This is a genomic window from Rossellomorea sp. ABR4_012, from assembly GCF_056159545.1.
The window spans coordinates 338,106-362,191 of the sequence record NZ_JBSWVK010000001.1; the positions used below are offsets into that span (position 1 = coordinate 338,106).

At 44.0% G+C, this 24,086-nt stretch carries 20 protein-coding genes; 18 read left to right on the plus strand and 2 right to left on the minus strand.

Features of this window, described 5'->3' with window-relative positions; all coding sequences use genetic code 11:
- The first annotated feature begins 728 nt into the window (after window positions 1-728).
- From mnmE to ACXAFV_RS01820, 7 genes are all read left to right on the plus strand, one after another.
- Window positions 729-2,114: a tRNA uridine-5-carboxymethylaminomethyl(34) synthesis GTPase MnmE gene (gene mnmE / locus ACXAFV_RS01790; protein WP_475124024.1), complete on the plus strand. Its 1,386-nt coding sequence runs from the start codon at window positions 729-731 to the stop codon at window positions 2,112-2,114.
- A gap of 56 nt (window positions 2,115-2,170) precedes the next feature.
- Window positions 2,171-4,063, plus strand: a complete 1,893-nt coding sequence (gene mnmG / locus ACXAFV_RS01795) for a tRNA uridine-5-carboxymethylaminomethyl(34) synthesis enzyme MnmG (protein ID WP_475124025.1) — start codon at window positions 2,171-2,173, stop codon at window positions 4,061-4,063.
- Between the two features lie 19 nt (window positions 4,064-4,082).
- On the plus strand, window positions 4,083-4,799 hold the full coding sequence (rsmG, locus tag ACXAFV_RS01800) for a 16S rRNA (guanine(527)-N(7))-methyltransferase RsmG (RefSeq protein ID WP_475124027.1): 717 nt from the start codon (window positions 4,083-4,085) through the stop codon (window positions 4,797-4,799).
- 148 nt (window positions 4,800-4,947) lie between these two features.
- A complete protein-coding gene (noc, locus tag ACXAFV_RS01805) occupies window positions 4,948-5,811 on the plus strand; it encodes a nucleoid occlusion protein (protein ID WP_475124029.1) in 864 nt (287 codons plus the stop codon).
- A gap of 893 nt (window positions 5,812-6,704) precedes the next feature.
- Entirely contained in the window at window positions 6,705-7,466 is a 762-nt protein-coding gene (locus ACXAFV_RS01810; RefSeq protein WP_475124031.1) for a ParA family protein, read from the plus strand.
- Complete coding sequence (locus ACXAFV_RS01815; RefSeq protein ID WP_475124033.1) at window positions 7,459-8,307, plus strand: ParB/RepB/Spo0J family partition protein; 849 nt, start codon at window positions 7,459-7,461, stop codon at window positions 8,305-8,307. Before ACXAFV_RS01810 ends, ACXAFV_RS01815 begins: the two co-directional genes overlap by 8 nt.
- Before the next feature lie 119 nt (window positions 8,308-8,426).
- Entirely contained in the window at window positions 8,427-9,140 is a 714-nt protein-coding gene (locus ACXAFV_RS01820; protein WP_475124035.1) for a DUF554 domain-containing protein, read from the plus strand.
- 46 nt (window positions 9,141-9,186) lie between these two features.
- Here the strand turns inward: ACXAFV_RS01820 and yyaC are convergent, their stop codons facing one another.
- Window positions 9,187-9,804 carry a spore protease YyaC gene (gene yyaC / locus ACXAFV_RS01825; protein ID WP_475124037.1) on the minus strand — a complete coding sequence of 206 codons (618 nt, stop codon included), beginning with the start codon at window positions 9,802-9,804 and terminating at the stop codon, window positions 9,187-9,189.
- Window positions 9,805-10,015: 211 nt separating this feature from the next.
- Between yyaC and ACXAFV_RS01830 the strand changes: the two genes are divergently transcribed.
- The 11 genes from ACXAFV_RS01830 (at window position 10,016) to dnaB (ending at window position 21,784) form a co-directional block, all read left to right on the plus strand.
- Complete coding sequence (locus ACXAFV_RS01830) at window positions 10,016-10,957, plus strand: mechanosensitive ion channel family protein (RefSeq protein ID WP_475124038.1); 942 nt, start codon at window positions 10,016-10,018, stop codon at window positions 10,955-10,957.
- Entirely contained in the window at window positions 10,957-11,154 is a 198-nt protein-coding gene (locus ACXAFV_RS01835; protein ID WP_475124040.1) for a DUF951 domain-containing protein, read from the plus strand. Before ACXAFV_RS01830 ends, ACXAFV_RS01835 begins: the two co-directional genes overlap by 1 nt.
- 309 nt (window positions 11,155-11,463) lie before the next feature.
- The gene (gene ychF / locus ACXAFV_RS01840) at window positions 11,464-12,564 is read left to right on the plus strand and encodes a redox-regulated ATPase YchF (protein WP_475124042.1); all 1,101 of its coding nucleotides are present in this window, start codon (window positions 11,464-11,466) and stop codon (window positions 12,562-12,564) included.
- Window positions 12,565-12,980: 416 nt separating this feature from the next.
- Window positions 12,981-13,268 carry a 30S ribosomal protein S6 gene (gene rpsF / locus ACXAFV_RS01845; RefSeq protein WP_224875693.1) on the plus strand — a complete coding sequence of 96 codons (288 nt, stop codon included), beginning with the start codon at window positions 12,981-12,983 and terminating at the stop codon, window positions 13,266-13,268.
- Between the two features lie 74 nt (window positions 13,269-13,342).
- On the plus strand, window positions 13,343-13,855 hold the full coding sequence (gene ssb, locus ACXAFV_RS01850) for a single-stranded DNA-binding protein (protein ID WP_175989836.1): 513 nt from the start codon (window positions 13,343-13,345) through the stop codon (window positions 13,853-13,855).
- A gap of 42 nt (window positions 13,856-13,897) precedes the next feature.
- Window positions 13,898-14,134 carry a 30S ribosomal protein S18 gene (rpsR, locus tag ACXAFV_RS01855; protein WP_175989837.1) on the plus strand — a complete coding sequence of 79 codons (237 nt, stop codon included), beginning with the start codon at window positions 13,898-13,900 and terminating at the stop codon, window positions 14,132-14,134.
- Between the two features lie 416 nt (window positions 14,135-14,550).
- The gene (locus ACXAFV_RS01860) at window positions 14,551-16,626 is read left to right on the plus strand and encodes a methyl-accepting chemotaxis protein (protein ID WP_475124044.1); all 2,076 of its coding nucleotides are present in this window, start codon (window positions 14,551-14,553) and stop codon (window positions 16,624-16,626) included.
- Window positions 16,627-16,854: 228 nt separating this feature from the next.
- Entirely contained in the window at window positions 16,855-17,778 is a 924-nt protein-coding gene (locus ACXAFV_RS01865) for a YybS family protein (protein ID WP_475124045.1), read from the plus strand.
- A 38-nt stretch (window positions 17,779-17,816) separates the two neighbouring features.
- Complete coding sequence (locus ACXAFV_RS01870; protein ID WP_475124047.1) at window positions 17,817-19,790, plus strand: DHH family phosphoesterase; 1,974 nt, start codon at window positions 17,817-17,819, stop codon at window positions 19,788-19,790.
- Complete coding sequence (gene rplI / locus ACXAFV_RS01875; RefSeq protein ID WP_475124048.1) at window positions 19,787-20,233, plus strand: 50S ribosomal protein L9; 447 nt, start codon at window positions 19,787-19,789, stop codon at window positions 20,231-20,233. Before ACXAFV_RS01870 ends, rplI begins: the two co-directional genes overlap by 4 nt.
- A 186-nt stretch (window positions 20,234-20,419) precedes the next feature.
- Entirely contained in the window at window positions 20,420-21,784 is a 1,365-nt protein-coding gene (gene dnaB, locus ACXAFV_RS01880; protein WP_475124049.1) for a replicative DNA helicase, read from the plus strand.
- A gap of 347 nt (window positions 21,785-22,131) precedes the next feature.
- On the opposite strand, the gene ACXAFV_RS01885 is transcribed toward dnaB, so the two are convergent.
- Complete coding sequence (locus tag ACXAFV_RS01885) at window positions 22,132-23,856, minus strand: ABC transporter ATP-binding protein (protein WP_475124051.1); 1,725 nt, start codon at window positions 23,854-23,856, stop codon at window positions 22,132-22,134.
- Between the last annotated feature and the right edge of the window lie 230 nt (window positions 23,857-24,086).

Here is a 24,086-nt window from a genome sequence, read left to right on the forward strand (position 1 = left end):
TGTTTTGATGGGAAAAGGAGGTTTTGGTGGTGTGCATTTACTTGAGCAGGGGTAATGAGTCGGCGGCGAAAATTGTCGTTTTTTGTTGAGTGAGGGAGACGGATAAGGCAGAAGCTTTAAGTAATAGCGTTTTGATAATAAAATTGGATTATTGATAATAAACCATATGGATTTGATAATAAAAATGAATTTTTGATAATATATCCCGTGTTTTTGATAATAAAACTCTATTTTGAGTGGCTGAGCCACCTTTGAGGCATCTAAAAGATGAGTTTTGACCTATCATATTAACGATTTATACATAATATTTCAAGATACTGATGTTTCTCAGCTGCTTTGCTGTTTTTCCTATCAACTTTCAGCTGGATTCTTACAACTTTGGTCATGCCTTTTTTAACTCGAAAAATGAACCTTTGAATATCACCTCGCATCACCATCAAGCAAACATCATTAAACCCATTCTGAAAATCCACCTACAAGCACCAAAATTCCAACTCTCCCACCTTGTGGATATTCCTTTTTGACCCGGTTTATTGTTATTCACATGTGGATAAGTTAAAATAATAGAGATAAGAGAAAATAGTCTGTGGATAACGTGACGACAAAGGAAATTAGTTTCTTTTGTATTAAATAGGTTTGTGATATTCTAATAATTTGGGGAAACTGTGCTCTCTGAATTTCATTCGTTCATATAGATCAAAACCAATAAAAAAAGAGAGGTGATAAGAATGGAGCTAGATACAATTGCAGCCATCTCTACACCGATGGGTGAAGGGGCCATTGCCATCGTACGTTTGAGCGGGGATGAAGCCTTTGACATCGGAGCGAAAGTGTTTAGGGGAATGAAGGGCACTTCCATGAAGGAGTTTGCCTCTCATACGATCCATTACGGACATATCATCGATCCGGATACCGAGCAGGTTGTGGAAGAGGTGATGGTCTCTGTCATGAGAGGACCAAAAACCTTTACCCGTGAAGATATTATTGAAATCAATTGTCATGGCGGATTGGTTTCCGTCAATAAAGTTCTTCAGCTTGTCTTGAAGCATGGGGCACGATTAGCGGAGCCGGGTGAATTTACAAAGCGTGCTTTTTTGAATGGCCGTATCGATTTATCACAGGCTGAAGCCGTTATGGATTTGATCCGTGCGAAAACGGACCGGGCGATGAACGTGGCTTTGAATCAGATGGAGGGACGCCTTTCCAATCTGATCAGGAAACTTCGTCAGGAGATTTTAGAAACTCTCGCTCACGTTGAAGTGAACATTGACTATCCGGAATATGACGATGTTGAAGAAATGACTCATCACGTCCTTCTGGAAAAATCAAGACACGTACGCGACGAAATTGATAAATTGATTCGGACATCCGAGCAGGGGAAAATCCTTCGCGAGGGACTCTCCACTGTCATCATTGGCCGTCCGAATGTAGGGAAATCTTCTCTATTGAACAGCCTTGTTCATGAGAATAAAGCAATCGTTACGGACATCCCGGGAACGACCCGTGATGTCATTGAGGAATATGTGAATGTACGCGGAGTGCCGCTCCGCCTTGTCGATACCGCAGGGATCCGTGAAACAGAAGACATCGTCGAGCGTATCGGTGTCGAACGTTCAAGGCAGGTTCTGAAAGAAGCGGATCTGATTCTGCTGGTCCTCAACTATGCCGATGAGCTGACCCACGAGGATGAACAGCTTTTTGAAGCGGTAAAAGGGATGGACGTCATCGTCATTGTGAATAAGACGGATCTTCCGCAAAAGATCGATTTGGATCGAGTCAGGGAATTGGCGAAAGAACATCCTCTTGTAACCACGGCTTTACTCGAAGAAGAAGGGATCGATGAACTGGAAGAAGCCATTTCATCCCTATTCTTCGCCGGATCCATTGAAGCAGGGGATATCACATATGTGTCGAACAGCCGTCACATAGCATTATTGAATCAAGCATCTCAAGCAATCAACGAAGCAATTAACAGTGTAGAAATGGGAACGCCGATCGATATCGCGCAAATCGATTTAACGAGAACATGGGAGCTATTAGGTGAAATCATCGGTGACAGCGTCCATGAAAGTCTGATTGACCAGCTGTTTTCTCAATTCTGCTTAGGAAAATAAACATTATATTAGTTGGATGGGTGGACGACTCATCCATAAGGAGGAAATAATAAACCATGCAATATGACGCAGGACAATATGATGTCATTGTCATTGGTGCTGGACATGCCGGCGTTGAAGCGGGACTCGCTTCTGCCAGGATGGGAGCGAAAACGTTAATGGTGACCATCAATCTTGATATGGTTGCCTTTATGCCGTGTAATCCATCTGTCGGCGGCCCGGCAAAAGGAATTGTAGTACGTGAAATCGACGCCCTCGGTGGAGAGATGGGGCGTAATATTGATAAAACGCATATTCAAATGCGAATGCTCAATACTGGGAAAGGTCCGGCCGTTCGTGCCCTAAGAGCGCAGGCGGATAAATTCCTTTATCAGCATGAAATGAAACGCACACTTGAAAATGAACCAAATATGACCCTCCTTCAAGGAATGGTCGAAGAGTTGATCATCGAAGACGGTGAATGTAAAGGTGTTGTGACTATGACGGGCGCCGCATACCGCGCAAAAACAGTCGTCATTACGACAGGTACATTCCTGCGCGGTGAGATCATACTTGGAGACTTAAAATACTCCAGTGGACCGAATAACCAGCAGCCTTCCATCCGCCTGGCTGACCATCTCAGGGAGCTTGGTTTTGATACGGTTCGTTTCAAGACGGGAACACCACCGCGAGTAAACAGCTCATCAATTGATTATTCTAAAACGGAAATTCAACCTGGTGATGATGTACCGCGTGCATTCAGTTATGAAACAACAAAATATATTACCGATCAGCTGCCTTGCTGGCTGACGTACACAAATGAAGAAACGCATAGATTAATCGACGAGAATCTACATCGTTCTCCGATGTATTCAGGTATGATCAAAGGGACAGGGCCGCGTTATTGTCCGTCCATCGAAGATAAAGTGGTTCGTTTCCATGATAAGCCGCGTCATCAAATTTTCCTGGAGCCTGAAGGAAGAAACACTCAGGAAGTATATGTTCAAGGATTATCGACGAGCCTTCCTGAAGATGTTCAGCAAAAAATCCTTTCCACGATCCCTGGTCTTGAAAAGGTACAGATGATGCGTGCAGGCTATGCAATCGAGTACGATTCAATCGTGCCGACTCAACTATGGCCTACGCTTGAGACGAAAAAAATTAAAAATCTTTACACTGCAGGTCAGATCAATGGGACTTCCGGTTATGAAGAAGCTGCCGGACAAGGACTGATGGCCGGTATCAATGCTGCCTGCCGTGCCCTGGATAAAGAAGAAGTCATTCTCAGCCGTTCCGATGCTTATATCGGCGTCTTGATCGATGATCTTATTACAAAAGGAACAAATGAGCCTTACCGCTTATTAACTTCCCGTGCAGAATACCGATTATTATTACGACATGACAATGCAGATCTTCGCCTGACGGATATCGGAAAAAGCATCGGTTTGATCTCCGACGAAAGATACCAGCGTTTCACTGAAAAGAAAGAAGCGATCCAGGCTGAGAAGGAACGTCTTGAAAGCATCCGGATCAAGCCTGTAGAGGAGACTCAGGCCGTCATTCGTGAAGCTGGAGGAAGTGAATTGAAGGATGGCATTCTTGCAGCCGATCTACTGAAGCGTCCTGAAATGAATTACAGCCATATCAAACGTCTTGTACCAAGTGAGGCTGAGCTTTCCCCGGATGTTGAAGAACAGGTTGAAATCCAAGTGAAGTACGAAGGATATATCGAGAAATCCCTTCAGCAAGTCGATAAGCTTAAAAAGATGGAAAACAAAAAAATCCCTGAAAACATTGATTACGAAGCGATCAGCGGCTTAGCTTCAGAAGCCAGACAAAAACTGATTGAAGTGCGCCCGCTGTCACTTGCGCAGGCTTCACGAATTTCAGGTGTCAACCCTGCTGACATCTCGATTTTGCTTGTGTATATCGAACAAGGGAAAATTGCGAAAGTTTCAGGCGATCAATAGGTAAAGGAAGGGTAATAGCATGAATATAGACCAATTCCAATCCATGCTCGAGGAGAAGGGGATTTCTCTTTCTCCCGGGCAATTAGATCAATTCGAGCGTTATTTTGAAATCCTTGTCGAGTGGAATGAAAAGATGAATCTGACTGCCATCACGGACAAGGAAGAAGTATATTTGAAGCACTTCTATGATTCAATCAGTGCAGCATTTTTCATTGATTTTACCGATGTGAAATCGATATGTGATGTGGGAGCAGGTGCAGGGTTTCCAAGTATCCCTCTTAAAATCTGTTTCCCTCACCTACATATAACGATTGTCGATTCACTAAACAAACGTATTTCGTTCCTGAATCATTTATCAAAAGAGTTAGGACTCGAGAATACTCATTTCTATCATGACCGTGCAGAGACCTTCGGGAAAAAGAAGGAGCATCGTGAATCATACGATATCGTGACTGCAAGAGCTGTGGCCAGAATGTCTGTATTAAGCGAACTCTGCCTGCCACTCGTGAAAAAAGGCGGATTGTTCGTAGCGATGAAGGCTTCAAATGCAAGTGAAGAATTGAATACAGGGAAAAAAGCGGTTGCGACACTTGGCGGACAGACAGAAAAAGTATTTTCATTTGTCCTTCCGGAAGAAGAAAGTGAACGAAATATCGTGAAAATAAAAAAAGTAAAAGAAACACCTAATAAGTATCCAAGAAAGCCGGGTACACCAAATAAATTACCGTTGGAATAGGGTTTGAACCCTGCTAGGTTCTTCTCTTATAGGAAAAATGGTATGCTTTTACTGTAGTGATTTGTGTGAATATGTCTAGATGAGGCAGGAACTTGTCATATTTTAGAGAATTATAATATAGGGAGTTTCTTAAAGGTGGTGTAGGAAGATGAAGCATCCTTTCTCTCGTTTTTTTGGTCTGGGTGAAAAAGAGCAAGATGTTGAATCTGAAGAAGAATCAAGTGTAGTGGAAGATCGAGATGAGGTTAAGAAGATACCAGTCGCTCAAATCGTTCCCAATCGCTTTCAACCAAGAACCGTTTTTAATGATGAAAAAATAGAAGAGCTATCCAGAACGATACACACTCATGGAATCATACAGCCGATCGTTGTCAGGCAAGCGGCTGATGATCAGTTTGAAATCATTGCAGGGGAACGCCGTTACAGAGCAGTTCAAAAACTTGGCTGGGAAACCGTTCCTGCCATCGTCAAGAACCTAAGTGATACTGAAACGGCTTCAGTCGCTTTAATCGAAAACCTGCAGAGGGAAGAGCTTTCTCCGATCGAAGAAGCGATTGCCTACGGAAAGTTGTTGGAGTTGCATAATCTGACCCAGGAAGCACTTGCTCAGCGCTTAGGAAAAGGACAGTCCACTGTGGCAAATAAGCTTCGTCTCCTAAAGCTTCCAGAAGAAATTCATCATGCTTTATTAGATAAGAAAATAACGGAACGCCATGCACGTGCACTGATCCCCTTGAAAAAACCCGAGAAGCAGATCCAGCTCCTTGGTGAAATCATCGAAAAAAGCTTGAATGTCAAGCAGACAGAGGACAGAGTAGTGAAAATGCAGGAAGGCTCTGCCCCAAAACCAAAGCCAAGACGTAAAGCATTCTCAAAGGACATGCGCATAGCCGTCAATACAATCCGTCAATCTCTTTCCATGGTGTCAGACAGCGGCATCAACCTCAACGCCGAGGAAGAAGAGCACGACGAATTCTATCAATTTACCATTCGCATTCCAAAAAAGAAATAGATTCATAAAAAGCAAGAAACAGAGATTGGTTGTTTCTTGCTTTTTTGTTTTTTGTTTTCTTAAAATTCATTGTAGGTTTATCCTGTCGATTACCGCTATTGATTTCCGTGCAAGACTTCGCTTTCCGCGGGCGGTTGGTGAGCCTCCTCGTCGCTCTGCTCCTGCGGGGTCTCACCTAACACGCTTTTCCCGCAGGAGTCTTCGTCTTGCACTCCAATCAACCGCTGGATCCGGTGAGGCATGTGCGGAAGACCTAAAATGATTCTAATTTCAAAAATCCAATGTGATGCATGGTGTTTACTATTTATTGATGAATTGAAAGGTAGAATCATTCTGAGGATGATAATATTTTCTGTTAGTTATAACACAACTTAAAAACACAGAGTGGATTTTTGAGCGGAAGGCACTTGACTCCGACGGGAGATAGAGGAAAGGTCGAGACTTGTCCAGCTCCGGCGGTTAGCCCCTCGAGGTCATAAGCTAAATGCTCAAAGAAGGCAAAGAATCCCTTCCCGGCCCATTCATCTTATGCTTGTCGGGGCTGGACGAACCGCCTCCGCTTTTCTAACCCGCAGGCAGAATGCCGAGGAGGCTCGACTTCCTCCCCGGGGAATCTTGTGCCTGCAGCGGAAAGGAACGGTCAATAATTGTCCTTCACTCTTTAATGATGCCCAGCCTATGTTTTCACTAAATAATTTCCACGGAAATATTACAATTTTCACCAATATTCTACTTTCCTTTTAACTAAGATATTGATTTTTCCAAACAATGGAATGAAAGCTTTCATTATTTTCAAAAAAGAATCAGACATTTTCCCAGGAATTTTGATAGAATAGAAGAATACTGTGAAGAAAAAACGACCAATCTTGGACGTCAAAAGGTAGGTGACAACCTTGGGAAGAATTATAGCGGTGACCAACCAAAAAGGCGGCGTGGGCAAAACGACCACTTCCGTTAATTTGGGTGCGTGCTTAGCATACATAGGGCAAAAAGTTCTGCTCGTAGATATCGATCCCCAAGGAAATGCCACGAGTGGTGTTGGAGTGGAAAAAGGTGATGTACATCAATGCATTTATGATGTTTTAGTAGATGATGTGGATGTAAAAGAAACCCTCAAACAATCAAAAGTCGAGAACCTTTCAATTGTACCTGCGACCATCTCATTAGCAGGGGCAGAAATTGAGTTAGTTCCCACCATATCTCGTGAAGTTCGATTAAAGAAAGCACTGGAAAAAGTCAAAGATGAATTTGACTATATTATTATTGATTGCCCGCCATCTTTGGGACTCTTGACGATTAATGCATTGACAGCCTCGGATGCAGTCGTGATCCCTGTGCAATGTGAATATTATGCACTCGAAGGATTGAGTCAGCTCTTGAGCACTGTGCGCTTAGTTCAAAAACACCTTAATCATGAATTGATGATCGACGGTGTGCTGTTAACCATGCTGGATGCCCGTACTAACCTTGGAATTCAAGTCATCGAAGAAGTGAAGAAGTACTTTCAAGATAAAGTGTACCGCACGATTATCCCGCGTAATGTTCGCTTGAGTGAAGCACCCAGTCACGGTGAACCCATCATTATTTATGATGCTAAGTCTAGGGGAGCGGAAGTTTATTTAGAACTGGCAAAGGAAGTGGTGGCGAATGGCTAAAGGTTTAGGAAAGGGCATTAACGCCCTGTTTCAAAATGTACAATCTACGCAAAATGAAGAAACCGTTCAAGAGGTAAAGCTAAAAGACATACGGCCGAATCCTTATCAACCACGTAAAATTTTTGAACCCGGTGCAATCGAAGAATTAAAGGAATCGATTTTGGAGCACGGGATTCTGCAGCCGATCATTGTCAGAAAGTCGATTAAAGGGTATGAAATCGTGGTCGGTGAACGACGTTATCGTGCAGCAACCGCAGCCAAATTGGACGTTGTCCCTGTGGTGGTCCGTGAATTGAATGACCAGCAGATGATGGAACTTGCAGTGCTGGAAAACCTTCAGCGAGAGGATTTGAGTCCAATCGAAGAAGGGGCAGCGTATCAGATGCTTATGGATAAGCTGAAGATCACCCAGGAGGAAGTGGCAAAGCGTTTAGGAAAAAGCCGTCCTCACATCGCAAACCATATTCGGCTGCTCTCATTGCCTGCACCAATCCAAGAATTGATTTCTGAAGGGAAATTAACGATGGGCCATGGCCGGGCATTGCTGGGGTTGAAAAACAAAAAGAATCTTTCGACACTGGTGAATCGTATTCTTAAAGAATCTTTGAACGTCCGCCAACTTGAAAAAATCGTCGGCGAAATGAACGGAAATGTTTCACGTGAAACAAAAAAGCCTGAGAAGAAGAAAGATGTATTCATTAAAGAACAAGAAACCATGCTCCGTGAGCGATTCGGTACAACAGTCACAATCAAACAATCCAAGAAAAAAGGGAAAATTGAACTTGAATTTTTCTCTAAGGAAGACTTGGACCGGATTTTGGAGCTTTTACAGGATAAGTAACAAACTTGGTTAAATAAAGGTTAATTTAGAGAAAGGACTGACCTATTGCTACAGAGGGTCAGTCCTCTTCCCTTTTAAGTGAAAATGAAAAGATTCTAGTCTGGATAAGGGGAACGTATATGGTTTTGTTAGGGACGCTAGTAAATGGAATTTGTATTATCATCGGAACGCTGCTTGGAGTTTTCCTCCACCGCATTCCCGAAAATATGAAGGGCACCGTGATGAAAGCCATTGGATTAGCGGTAATTGTCCTTGGCTTGCAAATGGGACTGAAAAGCGAAAACTTTCTTGTTGTGATCATCAGTCTTGCTCTCGGGGCAGCATGGGGAGAATGGATGAATTTAGAGGACAAGCTGAATGCAATCGGTGCATGGCTGGAAAAGAAGCTGGGAAGTAAGAAAGAAACTTCTATTTCTCAAGGCTTTGTAACAGCCACCTTGATTTTCGTCATCGGCGCGATGGCTGTCATCGGTGCTTTAGACAGCGGCATCAGGGGAGATCATGATGTCCTCTATACAAAGTCGATCATTGATGGATTCACTTCCTTGATCTTGACGACTACGTTGGGAATCGGAGTCATGTTTTCTGCTATCCCGGTCGTACTTTATCAAGGATTGATCGCACTTTTCGCTACTCAGATTCACCAATGGGTCCCTAAGGAGCTCATGGATGCCTATATTGTTGAAATGACGGCGACGGGAGGCATCATGATTTTTGCTATCGGACTGAATCTGATAGGGATCACCAAGATACGAGTAGCCAACTTACTGCCGGGTATTATCGTAGTAGCCCTTGTAGTAGGCGTGATCCACGCTTATCATTTGTATATGTAATGAAAAAACGGGAGGCAGAAGCTCCTCCCGTTTATTATAGTATTGATCAATGTAATTCTTCTCTCCATTTTTCAATGCTTATCGCATTCCTGCGTTCGATGATTTCTTCGGCCAGCACAATGGCTTCCACCATCGTTTTCGCCATCTTCATCACAAGGTTTAAACGTGTATTCTGAAGGACGAAGAATTCCATGAAACCACTGACATTTACAATCCCCGTCAGATGTACATTCCCTACCTCGGGCAGTTCTTTATTAACACCTGCACCCGGTTTCAACGGTCCATCACAAAGCTGGATGGCTCCCACACTTTTCAACCTGCCAAGGCAGGCATCGATCCCAATGATAAATGGATTGAGGTGCTTTGATTTGATTTCCTGCATCTTCTCCTCCAGGTTAACCGCATGAATCGGATCATCCAGAGTTCCGTACACATGAAAAATGCCTATGGCCTGCTCCTCCAGCAGGGACCCGATCAATGGACCCAACGAGTCACCAGTCGATCGATCGGTGCCGATACAAATAAATACAATCGGCCGTGTCCTGTATAGAGTGGGAAGTATGGATGATAATTGAACAGAAAGATCCCTTGCAGCGTGTTCATCCTGATGAAAGACCCTGAAAGGTTCAGATTTCCGTTCAAACAATCCTTTTTTTAAATTCATGACTTCCACTCCTTTGATTGGTAGGTTTCGGGGAAAGAGTTTTTATCAGTATACGGCCGATATTGTTTTTTCATACATAAAGAAGGATGATTTTTCATAAAATAAAAAATTTCGTTTAAATTTGAAACTATAGGTTAGAACTACCCAAGGTTCGGGAAACTTGATAGAATAAAACGTAACTTATTACTGAAAAAGCAGGTGATACATATATATGGCAAACACAACTACTCCAGAAGATGTTAAAAAGACAGTTGATGATACTGTTGAAAAATTAATTGATAATGATTTATGGGTGGCCTTGGGACAAGGCGCGATTAAAATTGCAGCGATCATGCTCCTCACGTTTATCGCCTTGAAACTGGGACGGTCAGCCATCAGGAATATATTCAGGGTTCGTTCGAAAGCACCTCTTAAGTTTTCCCAGCGGCGTGAGGCCACTCTATTAAAGCTGCTTGAGAATGTATTGACGTATGTTGTTTATTTCATCAGTTTAATGACTATCCTTTCGACACTCGACATCGATATTAAAGGGTTGATCGCCGGTGCCGGAATCGTCGGTCTTGCAATCGGTTTTGGAGCACAGAACCTTGTGCGTGATATCATCACAGGCTTCTTCATCATCTTTGAAGATCAGTTTTCCGTGGGTGACTATGTCCGGATCGGGTCTGCAGAAGGAACCGTGGAAGAAATCGGGCTTCGTACGACGAAAATAAAAAGCTGGACGGGTGAACTTCATATTTTCCCGAATGGTAACATCACGGAAGTCACGAACTTCTCCATTCATAACAGCATTGCTGTTGTGGATGTCAGTATTGCCTATGAGGAGAACATAGAAGAGGCAGAAAAAGTCATTCAGGATCTGCTTGTCACCCTTCCCCAAAAGTACGAAGATCTGGTGAATCCACCGGAACTATTGGGAGTCCAAACACTTGGAGCTTCCGATGTGGTCATCCGGATCGTCGCGGAAACTGTACCAATGAGGCACTGGTACATTGCCAGGATGATCCGCAAAGATGTGAAACTCCTTCTTGATGCACACGGCATTGAAATCCCATTCCCTCGAATGGTCATGTATTCAAGAAACGAAGAGAACCAGGAACTGCCGCCTGATGAAAAACAACAAAAATTTGAGCGTGGACAGGAGGAAGGCTAATGGAGCCAAAAACATTCCAACTGAATGATGTTGTAGAGATGAAAAAAGCACACCCTTGTGGTACAAATCGCTGGAAAGTGATCCGCCTTGGTATGGATATCCGCATCAAATGCGAGGGTTGCGGCCACAGTGTAATGATTCCACGTAAGGATTTCACGAAAAAAATGAAAAAAGTACTGGAAAGTTCCCAAGAATAATTACTTTTTTATACCCCTATCCGTGAGGGCTTAACCCTCCTACTGCAAGGGTCTGGCATACTTAATAAAAAATGGGACACCCTCTCGTTTTCTAACGGGGGGGTCTTTTTTTTGAAAACGGAAATCAACAGCGGTGATTATAGGGGATTAAAGAAGTTTTTTAGAGAGGGTTTCAAAGACCGTGCCAATAACCACTACTTGTCTTTTCCCTCCATTAACTCTATAATTGTGAAGGGTTCGACCATATAGAAGAGATAACATCAAATCACGATTTTTCATAGATAAGAACAATAAAGAGGAGTGACCGAAATGGCTTTAACAGCTGGTATTGTTGGTCTGCCGAACGTTGGTAAATCAACACTTTTTAATGCAATTACAAAAGCAGGAGCAGAATCTGCTAACTACCCTTTCTGTACAATCGATCCAAATGTAGGAATCGTAGAGGTGCCAGATCACCGATTAGATAAATTGACGGAGCTAGTGGATCCTAAGAAAACCGTCCCAACTGCTTTCGAATTCACGGATATTGCCGGAATCGTTAAAGGCGCAAGTAAAGGGGAAGGGCTAGGAAACAAATTCTTATCCCACATCCGCCAAGTCGATGCGATCTGTCAAGTTGTACGCTGCTTTGCAGACGATAACATCACACATGTATCCGGAAAAGTAGATCCGATTGCTGATATTGAAGTCATCAACCTTGAATTGATCCTTGCAGACCTTGAAACGGTTGATAAGCGTCTTGCTCGCGTTCAAAAGATGGCCAAGCAAAAAGATAAAGAAGCAGTATTCGAGCATGACATTCTTGTGAAATTGAAAGAAGTTCTTGAAGCAGAGCAGCCTGCCCGTACGGTTGAATTTTCTGAGGAGCAAATGAAACTAGTAAAGCAGCTTCACCTTCTTACTTCAAAGCCGGTATTGTATGTTGCAAACGTAAGCGAAGATGAAATTGCAGATCCATCTGACAATGAATATGTTCAAAAGGTTCGTGAATTTGCGAAAGAAGACAACGCAGAAGTCATCGTAGTATGTGCAAAAATCGAATCTGAGATCGCTGAACTTGATGATGAAGAGAAAGCGATGTTCCTTCAGGAGCTTGGAATCGAAGAATCAGGCCTTGATCAGCTGATCCGTGCAACTTATTCCCTTCTCGGACTTGCTACTTACTTCACAGCAGGTGTACAGGAGGTTCGTGCCTGGACGTTCCGCGAAGGTATGAAAGCTCCTCAATGTGCCGGAGTCATTCACTCTGACTTCGAAAGAGGATTCATCCGCGCGGAAACCGTATCTTATGATGACCTGGTGGAAGCAGGAACGATGGGAGCAGCCAAGGAAGCAGGTAAAGTGCGCCTTGAAGGTAAAGAATACCTCGTAAAAGACGGAGACGTTATCCACTTCCGTTTTAATGTATAAAATTTTGTTGAAAGGCTGGAGGGAACTCCGGTCTTTTTTCAATGTATTCAAAGAAATGAATGGACAGTAATGAATTGTTTCTTAAAGAAGTTTTTAACATTAAGTTGATGCTAACCAGTTCCAGCGGTTGATTGGAGTGCAAGACGAAGACTCCTGCGGGAAAAGCGAGACAGGTGAGACCCCACAGGAGCGCAGCGACGAGGAGGCTCACCGCTCGCCCGCGGAAAGCGAAGTCTTGCACGGAAATCATAAGCGGCATTCAAAACCGTCTCTTCACAAAATCTATCAGATATTCTACGATATATTGCAATACTAGATATACTGTGATATAATTCTATTTCGTGAGTAATGAACGCATTGCTCCTTGTCCTTTCATAACGAAAGGACCGCATAGACCACGAGGAGGTGACATTCAGATGAGAAAGTACGAAGTTATGTACATTGTCCGCCCAAACATTGACGAAGAGTCAAAGAAATCAGTAGTTGAGCGTTTCGATAACGTTTTATCAACGAACGGTGCGGAAATCATCGAGTCAAAAGATTGGGGTAAACGTCGTTTAGCGTATGAAATCAACGATTTCCGTGATGGTTTCTACCAACTAGTGAAGATGAACGCTAACACTGAAGCTGTAAACGAGTTCGATCGTTTGGCTAAGATCAGTGACGACATTATCCGTCATATCGTTGTTAAAGAAGAAGAATAATCCGAACGTTTTAAGATATACTTCTATGATTGTTTCACGTGAAACAGGATACTAGAAGGAAGGGGTTGATTCTGATGATGAACCGAGTTGTATTAGTAGGGCGTTTAACCAAAGACCCTGAATTAAAATATACTCCGAATGGAGTAGCTGTTGCTTCGTTTACTCTTGCAGTGAATCGTAGTTTTACGAATCAATCAGGAGAACGGGAAGCAGATTTTATTAATTGCGTTGTATGGCGTCGCCCTGCAGAGAATGTAGCAAACTTTCTTAAAAAAGGCAGCTTAGCTGGCGTTGACGGTCGTATTCAAACACGTAATTTCGAAGGACAAGATGGACGTCGTGTGTTTATGACGGAAGTTGTAGCAGAAAGCGTTCAGTTCTTGGAACCGCGCAGTGCGAATCAAGGCGACCGTGGAGGAAGTCCGGGCTATTCGGGTGGAGGTCAGCGTGACCAAGGAAATCCTTATAGTCAGAATCAGAATCAACAACGCAACAACAACAATAATAACTATACACGTGTAGATGAGGATCCATTTGCAAATGACGGTCAGCCGATCGACATTTCTGATGATGATCTGCCATTCTAAACGAACGATACGAATAATCTAAAATGATAGGAGGCGAATCACATGGCAGGAGGACGTAGAGGTGGACGTAGACGCCGTAAGGTATGCTACTTCACAGCAAACGGAATTACACATATCGATTACAAAGATGTGGATCTTCTTAAGAAATTCATCTCTGAGCGTGGAAAAATTCTTCCACGTCGTGTAACTGGAACAAACGCTAAGTACCAACGTAAGTTGACTCGTGCGATCAAGCGCGCTCGTACAATGGCATTGCTTCCATACGTTAGCGGTGAGTAATTGAACGGTAAAAGCAGCAGGGACTTTGTCTCTGCTGCTTTTTTGTTGCAGAGAAAAGTCGATAATTAGGAAGTTTTGAGGAAAAATCGAAGTTGAAAATAAAAGTCCAAAACTTGAAAATAAATTAGCGAAAGTTGAAAATAACATTCATTTGCCCACTCAGAAATACTGTTTTGCATGGTTAAAATGGCCATCTGCCACTACCAATTCGTCTTGATGATCAATGTATACTCAAAGATCCCAAAAAGTCTCTTCTCATAGACCTGTACCTTGCAATTCCCCCCTGAAAACCTCATTCAGATATAATCCTCCAATAATCAACCGAAATCCCCCAATCCTATTAAACTCTGACGAAACATGTCGATAAATTAGAGGAGAATAGGTTTACGCAAGCAATGGCACAAGGGGGAAAAGAAGTGAAAAGTGAGAAACAAAAAAAGAAACGTCCAAAAAGTAAAGATAAAAAAGGTTCTTTGAAGCTATCATCCATAAGAGCGAAGCTGATCATGGTATTTTCAATCCTATTCGTCGCTTCACTCATCGCGATCATTGCCATCACGAGCTGGCAGACGAGGATGAAGACAGAGGATCAAGTGATCGGGCAGACACAGGGAGTGGTGAAGGAGCTGAATAGCTCGGTGCAGCTTTTTCTTGAACAGTATGAGAAAAGCCTGAGTCAGTATTCTGTTTCGAATGTGTTGAAAAACTATTCCAAAGCTCAGCTTGATCCTGAAATCGATGCAGCTCAGGATACGGAGTTATATGCGGATATTCAGTCGGACTTCAAGAATTATTTAGGTTTATACCAAGAGGCCACGTCGATTTATATCGCGTCGCCGAACAAAGAACTTAAGATTGTACCTGCCGTTGATCTGCCGGCCGATTTTGATCCGACAAGCCGTGCATGGTATCAAGATGCGGTAGAAGCGAAATCAGGTGTTGTGTGGAGTGAACCATATATCGATACAGCTACGGAAGAATATATCATTACGGCTTCAAAAGCGGTAGTTTCCGATAATAAAATCATCGGAGTGATCGGAGTAGACGTCAATCTGTCAAAATTGACAGATAGTGTATCGGATATGGAGCTTGGTTATGAAGGATATCCTTTTCTTTTTGGCCTCGACGGTACAGCGATTGTTCACCCTACGTTGCGCGGGGAAAATCTTTCCGATCAATCGTTTATTAAAGAAATGTTGGAATCTGAAAATAACCAGGGTACCATTCACTATGAATTAGACGGTGAAAAGAAGGTGCTTGTCTACAATACGGTTCCAAAAACGAATTGGAAAGTCGGATCGGCGTATGAGATGGAGGCGCTTTTGCAGTCATCAAAGGAAATTGAACGATTGCTGCTGCTGACGGGGTTGGTGACCCTTGTGGTCATGCTCGTTATGGTCGTCTTTGTTTCAAATAAAATGACCAAGCCGATTAAAGAGCTTCAAAGAACGGTAACAGAAGTGGCTACAGGAGACCTGTCCATCCAGTCATCAATCCAGTCGAAAGATGAAACTGGACTACTGGCATCCGATTTAAATAAGATGATTGCGAGTATGAGAGAGACGATTAAGGTTGTTCAGGATTCTGTCTTGAACGTGCGTCAATCGGCTGAAAGCTTGAGTGCAGTGTCAGAAGAAACCAATGCTTCAAGTGAGGAAATGGCTACGGTTGTAAATGAAATTGCACATGGTGCCTCTCAGTCGGCTGCGGATTCAGAAAACGCTCATCAAAAGTCCGAATTGCTGGGGACGCGAATCAATGAAGTGTATGACAATTCGAGAGCGATGGCTGAAATGGCCGGCCAGGCTGATGAAATAAATCAGACCGGACTTATTCAAGTTGAGGAACTGGTCAGTGCCTATCATTCTTCCAATGAGTATATTTCTTCGATGGAAAAGGTGATTATGAGCCTTGAATCCAAAGTGAAAACGATCGAGTCTGTCATGGAGACCATCACGGACATTTCGTCTCAAACCAATCTCCTTGCTTTGAATGCGAGTATTGAAGCGGCGAGGGCAGGTGAACATGGAAAAGGATTTGCGGTCGTGGCAGAAGAAGTAAGGAAGCTTGCCGATCAATCGGTAAAGGCTACAGAGCAAGTGAAGAGCACGATCCACGAAATCCAGCAGGGATCGAATCAGGCAGTCAATGAAATGACCAAGACGAAAGAAACCTTCGAGGTTCAGTACGGCGTCATTCAAAAGACAAACGAGGTTTTCGATCAAACTTCTGCCCTCATGAAAACGATGCAGAACGAAATCGAACAAATGTATAAACAGGTCGGCCAAATCAATCTGGATAAAGATGAAGTGGTCAACGTCATCCAATTGATGGCGGCGACAGCTGAACAAACAGCCGCTTCCTGTGAAGAGATGAATGCTTCTTCCGAAGAGCAATTAAGGGCGATCCATTCTGTCACAGAAGCAGCAGAAGTTCTGACTGACTTAAGTCAGGAACTGCAGGATTCGATTCAGAGGTTCAAAATAAAATAATGAATCCAGGAAGGTGCCCTCTGCATCGTCCTTCTGTTTACCCGTAGGGAATACTCTTCTATGGAGGGAGTATATACTAAGGAAAAAGAAGGATGGCGTGCAGGGGCATCTTTTTTACACCTCCTGCTTAAAGCGGAAAAGCCGTTAAGATGAAATTCATCGATAAAATTGATATGATTATTCTGTTATAGTTGTTTCGCCTGAAATTAATGTTGGGAGAGTTATATATTGAAAAATAATCGTGTTTTAACGGAAGGGGCACTCATGCTCGCCTTCTTCACCGGGTTATTGCTATTGACCGTGTATGTACCCATTTTAGGATTAGCGGCGTTTTTTGTTCTTCCGCTGCCTCTGATGTTATTCAGTTCCAAACATTCACTGATGAGCTCCTTATATGTATTCATCGGTGCGCTTTTGCTTGGGTTTTTAGTTGGAGGACCCATTGCGCTGGGGCTTGCCTTTGCAATCGGAACTGTGGCCATCGTCATGGGCTGGTGCATTAAAGAAAAGTGGGACAAACTAAGGATATTAATGGCAGCAACCATTACGCTATTAATCAATATCGTCCTGGGCTTTGTTTTAACTATTGCTATTTTCAATATTAACCTTGTTGAAGACAGCCTTGAGGAATCAAAAACTACATATTACTCGTTATTTGAACAAATCGGTCAGGAGCCCGACCAGAAACTGGTTGAAAGTCTTGAAAGCTCGATCAATTTACTTCAGACACTGACCCCCACGATATTTTTGGGAATGGCAGCAAGTACAGCCCTCCTCTTCATCTGGGTGAATTTCCCGATCTTAAAAAGAATGGGCGTTGTTGTCTCTGTTTTCAAGCCGTTCAGGGAATGGATGCTTCCAAAAAGCATTTTGTGGTACTATCTGATTGTTTTGGTGGTATCGATGATTGCACAGCCGGAACAGGGGACTTATTTGTACACGGCCGTTTTAAATATGCTTTATGTGCTGCAGACGCTAATGGCCATCCAAGGTCTGTCATTCCTTTATTTTCTGGGCCATTTCAAGGGCTGGTCGAAGGGGATTTTGGTATTAATTACAATCATTTCGATTCCACTCCTTTATCTCGTGAGAATTTTAGGTATAATTGACTTAGGATTTAATCTTAGACAACGCCTACAACGTAAGTCATAGATAAAGATAATATAATTTAAGTTCCAGGAGCTGAAATCATGCCATCTTATTTTAATAAGCGAATGATCCGGTACCCTTTGTACGGTCTTGCTATATTAACAGCTCTCTTGTTAGTATCAGTCGCTTTTTACAAATGGATTATTTCGTTAATCGGGTTGATTGTCTTTGGAAGCGCGTTTTTTCTCGCTTTTTATTTCGAGAAAAGGTCTCATGAAGAAACAGAAGAGTATATCTCCACCTTATCCTACCGGGTAAAACGGGTCGGCGAAGAGGCATTGATGGAAATGCCGATCGGGATCATGCTGATAAATGATGAGTACTACATAGAATGGACGAACCCTTTCCTTGCGTCCTGCTTCAATGAGGATACCGTCGTGGGCAGATCTCTCTATGACGTGGCAGAAAATCTTGTACCTCTCATCAAGCAGGAAGTGGATTCTGAAATCATTACATTGAACGAAAGAAAGTACCATGTCATTTTGAAGCTGAAAGAAAAGCTTCTGTACTTTTTCGATGTAACCGAACAAAAGGAAATCGAAAAGCAATATCATGAGGAACGCACGAATATCGCCATCATCTTCCTGGATAACTATGATGAACTGACCCAGGGAATGGATGACCAGACACGAAGCAGTCTGAACAGCCTGGTGACGTCTATCTTAAATAAATGGGCAAAAGAGTATGGGGTTTTCTTAAAAAGGATTTCCTCGGAACGATTCATCGCGGTCATCAATGAAAAAATACTTCAAGTGCTTGAAAAAGAGAAGTTTGGCATCTTGGATGATGTTCGGGATACGACGTCCAAGCAGAATGTCCCTCTTACTCTGAGCATCGGTGTGGGGACAGGGGTGCCGTCCCTGCCTGAACTGGGGACGCTCGCTCAATCAAGCCTCGATCTTGCTCTTGGCCGCGGCGGTGATCAGGTCGCCATCAAGCAGACGAACGGTAAAGTGAAATTCTACGGCGGAAAAACGAATCCGATGGAAAAACGCACCCGGGTGCGTGCTCGCGTGATTTCACATGCACTTCGTGAGACGATGATCGAAAGCGACAAAGTTATCATCATGGGGCACAGACATCCTGATATGGATGCGATCGGAGCAGCAATCGGTATCCGCAAGGTGGCACAGATGAACCAACGCGAAGGCTATGTTGTGCTGAATTTCAACGAAATAGACAACGGCGTCAAACGAATGATGAAAGAGATCAAGAGCAATTCAGACCTCTACTCCCGCTTCATCACACCTGAAGAAGCGCTTGAGATGGCGACTGAAGATACGCTGCTGGTGGTCGTGGATACGCATAAGCCGTCACTTGTCATTGAAGAAAAGCTGTTAAATAAAATTGATAAAGTCGTCGTCATCGATCATCACAGACGAGGCGAAGATTTCATCAAAAATCCGCTGCTGGTCTATATGGAGCCATATGCTTCGTCGACAGCGGAACTAGTGACAGAGCTCTTGGAATATCAGCCGAAGCATGAAAAAATTTCCATGCTCGAAGCTACAGCCCTTCTTGCCGGCATCATCGTCGACACGAAGAGCTTTACGCTCCGCACCGGTTCCAGAACGTTTGACGCGGCCTCCTATTTAAGGGCGCAAGGGGCTGACACGGTCCTTGTTCAGAAGTTCCTGAAAGAAGACGTCGATACCTATATCAAACGGGCGCGTCTAATCGAATCGGTCGAATTTTATCATAAAGGCGTAGCCATTGCGAAAGCGGACGAAGACGTCATCTATGACCCCGTTCTGATTGCGCAGGCGGCAGACACGCTGTTAACAATGGACGAAGTCATCGCCTCCTTTGTCATTTCAAAAAGGGAACCCGATACGATCGGCATCAGTGCCCGTTCATTGGGCGATGTGAACGTTCAAATCATTATGGAAAGCTTACACGGCGGCGGCCATTTAACGAATGCTGCCACTCAATTAAAAGATCTTTCTGTTGGGGAAGCGGAACAACAGTTAAAAGAAGCACTAAATGATTATTTCGAAGGGAGAAAAGAGACATGAAAGTAATTTTCTTAAAAGATGTTAAAGGCAAAGGTAAAAAAGGCGAAGTGAAAAATGTTGCGGACGGTTACGCACATAACTTCCTGCTTAAAAAGGGTCTTGCTGTAGAAGCGACGAACGCCAATATCGGTCAGCTTGAAGGCCAGAAGAACAAAGAAAAGAAGCTTGCTCAGGAAGAATTGGAAGAAGCAAAGCAATTAAAAGGGACGCTTGAAGAGCTTACTGTGGAAATGAAAGCGAAATCCGGTGAAGGCGGACGTCTTTTCGGTTCCATCACAAGCAAGCAGATTGCAGATGTGTTAAAGAAAGAACATGGCATCAAAGTGGACAAGCGCAAGATCGAAATGAACGACGCGATCCGCTCTTTAGGCTTTACAAATGTACCGGTGAAGCTGCATACAGACGTAACGGCTACACTGAAAGTACACGTGACGGAAGAATAATTTCTCGCAACATACGAAATTTGGTAACTTCATTTAGCGAAAAACATGATAAAATGAATATAGGTTGATAAAAAATGTGATCAGGATCCTTTCCCGGTCACATTTTTTCGGTAGGAAAAAAGTCTTGAATGATTTGATTATAGAGAAGCTCTTCCACCTGTTTTTCGAAATGGAGGTCATAAATAGATGAATGAGATGTTACAAGAACGGATTCCCCCTCAGAATATAGAAGCTGAACAAGCCGTGCTCGGTGCCATTTTCTTAGAGCCGAGTGCATTGACGACGGCTTCTGAGGGACTTATCCCTGAAGATTTCTATCGTCACTCTCATCAGAAAATATTCAACGTGATGCTGAAACTGGGTGACGGCGGAAAAGCGGTCGATCTCATCACGGTCACAGAAGAATTGGCAGCCGCCAAGGAGCTCGAGGATGTCGGCGGGGTTGCTTATTTAAGTGAACTGGCAGGATCTGTACCGACTGCTGCCAATATCGAATACTATGCGAAAATCGTAGAAGAGAAGTCTTTATTGAGACGACTCATCCGTACGGCTACTGATATAGCATCCGACGGCTATGCCCGAGAAGACGAAGTGGATGCGCTCCTCGGGGAAGCGGAAAAAAGCATCATGGAAGTCGCTCAGCGTAAGAATGCCGGGGCATTCCATAATATCAAGGACGTACTCGTACGGACCTATGACAATATCGAAACACTCACGAACCGTAAAGGTGACGTGACGGGGATCCCAACAGGATTCGCGGATCTTGATCATATGACAGCCGGTTTCCAGCGAAATGACTTGATCATCGTAGGAGCCCGTCCATCGATGGGTAAAACCGCCTTCGCGCTGAACATCGCTCAGAACGTAGCGGTCAAGGCGAAGGAAAATGTCGCGATCTTCTCACTTGAGATGGGTGCAGAGCAGCTTGTCATGCGTATGCTTTGTGCAGAAGGAAACATCAATGCACAAAACCTTCGTACCGGTGAACTGACGGACGAAGACTGGAGAAAGCTGACGATGGCAATGGGAAGCCTCTCCAATGCCGGTATCTATATTGATGATACCCCAGGGATCAAGGTCGGGGAAATCCGATCGAAATGCCGCCGTCTGGCACAGGAACACGGCCTCGGCATGATTCTGATAGATTACTTGCAGCTGATCCAAGGGAATGGCCGCGGAGGCGAGAACCGTCAACAGGAGGTTTCTGAAATCTCCCGTTCATTGAAAGGACTTGCCCGTGAGCTTCAGGTCCCTGTCATTGCCCTCTCACAGCTTTCCCGTGGAGTTGAGCAGCGTCAGGACAAGCGTCCGATGATGTCCGATATCCGTGAATCAGGAAGTATCGAGCAGGATGCCGATATCGTAGCCTTCCTTTATCGTGAAGATTACTATGATCATGATGCCGAGAATAAAAACATCATCGAAATCATCATCGCCAAGCAGCGTAACGGTCCGGTCGGGAATGTATCGCTTGCTTTCGTGAAGGAATACAATAAATTCGTTAATCTGGAGCGGCGATTTGATGATTCAGGGGTTCCGCCGGGGGCTTAGATAGGCCGCCGGATTGATAGATATGGATGAAAAAAACCAAGCATGGGATGCATGCTTGGTTTTTTTGCTTGAAATAACGATTTTTTTTAAAAATCTTTTGTCTAATTAAATGATTAGGTTCCTGTCGTTAAGAAATGCCTGTTTAATAGTATAATGCCCGCCTTATTATAAGGGGTAGGGGGTATTGTCTGGTTGTTTATTATCAAAAACCACACTTATATTATCAAAAAACGAAATAAATTATCAAAAACAGACATTATATTATCAAAAATCCCAATATATTATCAAAACCCTTTTTCTCTCGGGCCGAGAACAAACTAATCAGGCACGGTCCCACATCGACTTTACTATAATATCGTCGCATGCTGATGAGCATGGAGCTTCGTGAAAATCCCATCCTCGATCGACAACAGCTCTTCATGAGTACCGTCCTCAGCAATTCCGTTCTCGGTGACAACAAGGATCCGGTCTGCCTTTCGGATCGTGGCGAGACGGTGGGCGATGACCAGCGTCGTACGGTCTTTCGCAAGCTCGTTCAACGCATCCTGGATGATCGCTTCGGTCTCTGTATCAAGTGCTGATGTCGCTTCATCAAGAATCAGGATCTGTGGATTCTTCAAAAACATCCTCGCAATGGATAACCGCTGCTTCTGGCCGCCGGATAGTTTCAAGCCCCGCTCCCCGATTTGCGTATCATATCCGTCGGGAAGTGATGCGATCAGGTCGGTCAAGTGAGCGCGTCTCGATGCTTCCTCGATCTCTTCCTGGGTCGCATCCAACCTTCCATAGGCGATGTTTTCACGGAGAGTCCCCGTGAAAAGGAAGACGTCCTGCTGAACGATCCCGATCTGTGATCGAAGCGACTCCTTCGTCATATCCCTGATGTCGATTCCATCGATGGTGATCGAGCCTCCTTCGATATCATAGAAGCGAGGAATCAAGGAGCAAATCGTCGTTTTTCCAGCACCAGAAGGACCGACGAATGCAACGGTCTGCCCCGGCTCAATCTTGAAGGACAGATCGTTCAGGATCGGGCGGTGAGGCTCATAACCGAAGTGTACGCCGTGGAATTCGATAGTCCCTCTTAACGTCGCCACCTCAATGGCATCCGGACGGTTTTCGATATCCGGCTCCATATCCATCAGTTCCGTGAACCGTTTAAAGCCGGCCATCCCTTTCGGATAAAGTTCAAGAAGCGCAGAAATCTTATCGATCGGTTTGAACAGGACATTGATGTAAAGGATGAAGGCCACCAGCTCCCCATAAGAAAGGGCACCCGAGAAGCTCAGCCACGCCCCGTATACGAGGATGACCAGCGTCATCAGACGCGTGGTGATATAGATCCCTGACAAGTTCACACTCATGACATTGTACGCTTTTAATTTTGACTTCCGGAAGAACTGGTTGTTTTCATTGAAGCGGTCCATTTCATATTGTTCATTTGTAAAAGACTGAACGACACGCGAACCTGAAACACTGTCCTCCACCCGGCTGTTTACGTCTGCGATATTCCCGTACATCTTCGTCCAGGCCTTATTCATCTTGATATTCGAATACGAAATCAGCCACACAAGGAACGGTACGATGATGATTGCGACAAGGGCGAGCTTCACATTGATCGTCAGCATGATCCAGAACGCTCCGATGAATGTCATGACGGCAATGAATAAATCCTCCGGCCCGTGATGGGCAAGTTCGCCGATATCCATCAGGTCATTGGTCACCCGGCTCATGATGTGCCCGGTCTTCGTATTATCGAAGAAGCGGAAGGACTGCCTCTGCACGTGGTGGAAAAGCTCACGCCTCATATCGGTCTCGATGTTGATGCCAAGCTTATGCCCCCAGTAGTTCACCACAAACTGCATGCTTGAACTCAGCAGATACAGTGCGAGCAGTCCCGCACTCACCGCCAGGATCGTGCTCCAGTTTCCTTCCGGCAAAAGTGTATCGATGAACCAGGAGACGGCAATCGGAAACCCGAGCTCAAGCAGTCCAACCAGCACGGCACATGCGAAATCTATATAAAACAGCCGCCTGTGAGGACGGTAATAACTGAAAAAACGTCTAATCATTCCACTCACCTCAATATCCAATTGTATGTAAAATTCAAAATGCTTATTTAACCATATCAAAAATAAAAATTTTGGGCTATTACTTTTTTATCAGTAACATTCTATGACGCGTTAAAGCACCGAGGGACGGGCCTTTAGCAGAATAAAGCGGCACTCTTTTACGAACATAAATATAAATACCTATAATAATGTTCGTGTTTTGATTGACTTTCCACTCGGCAGTTGATAAA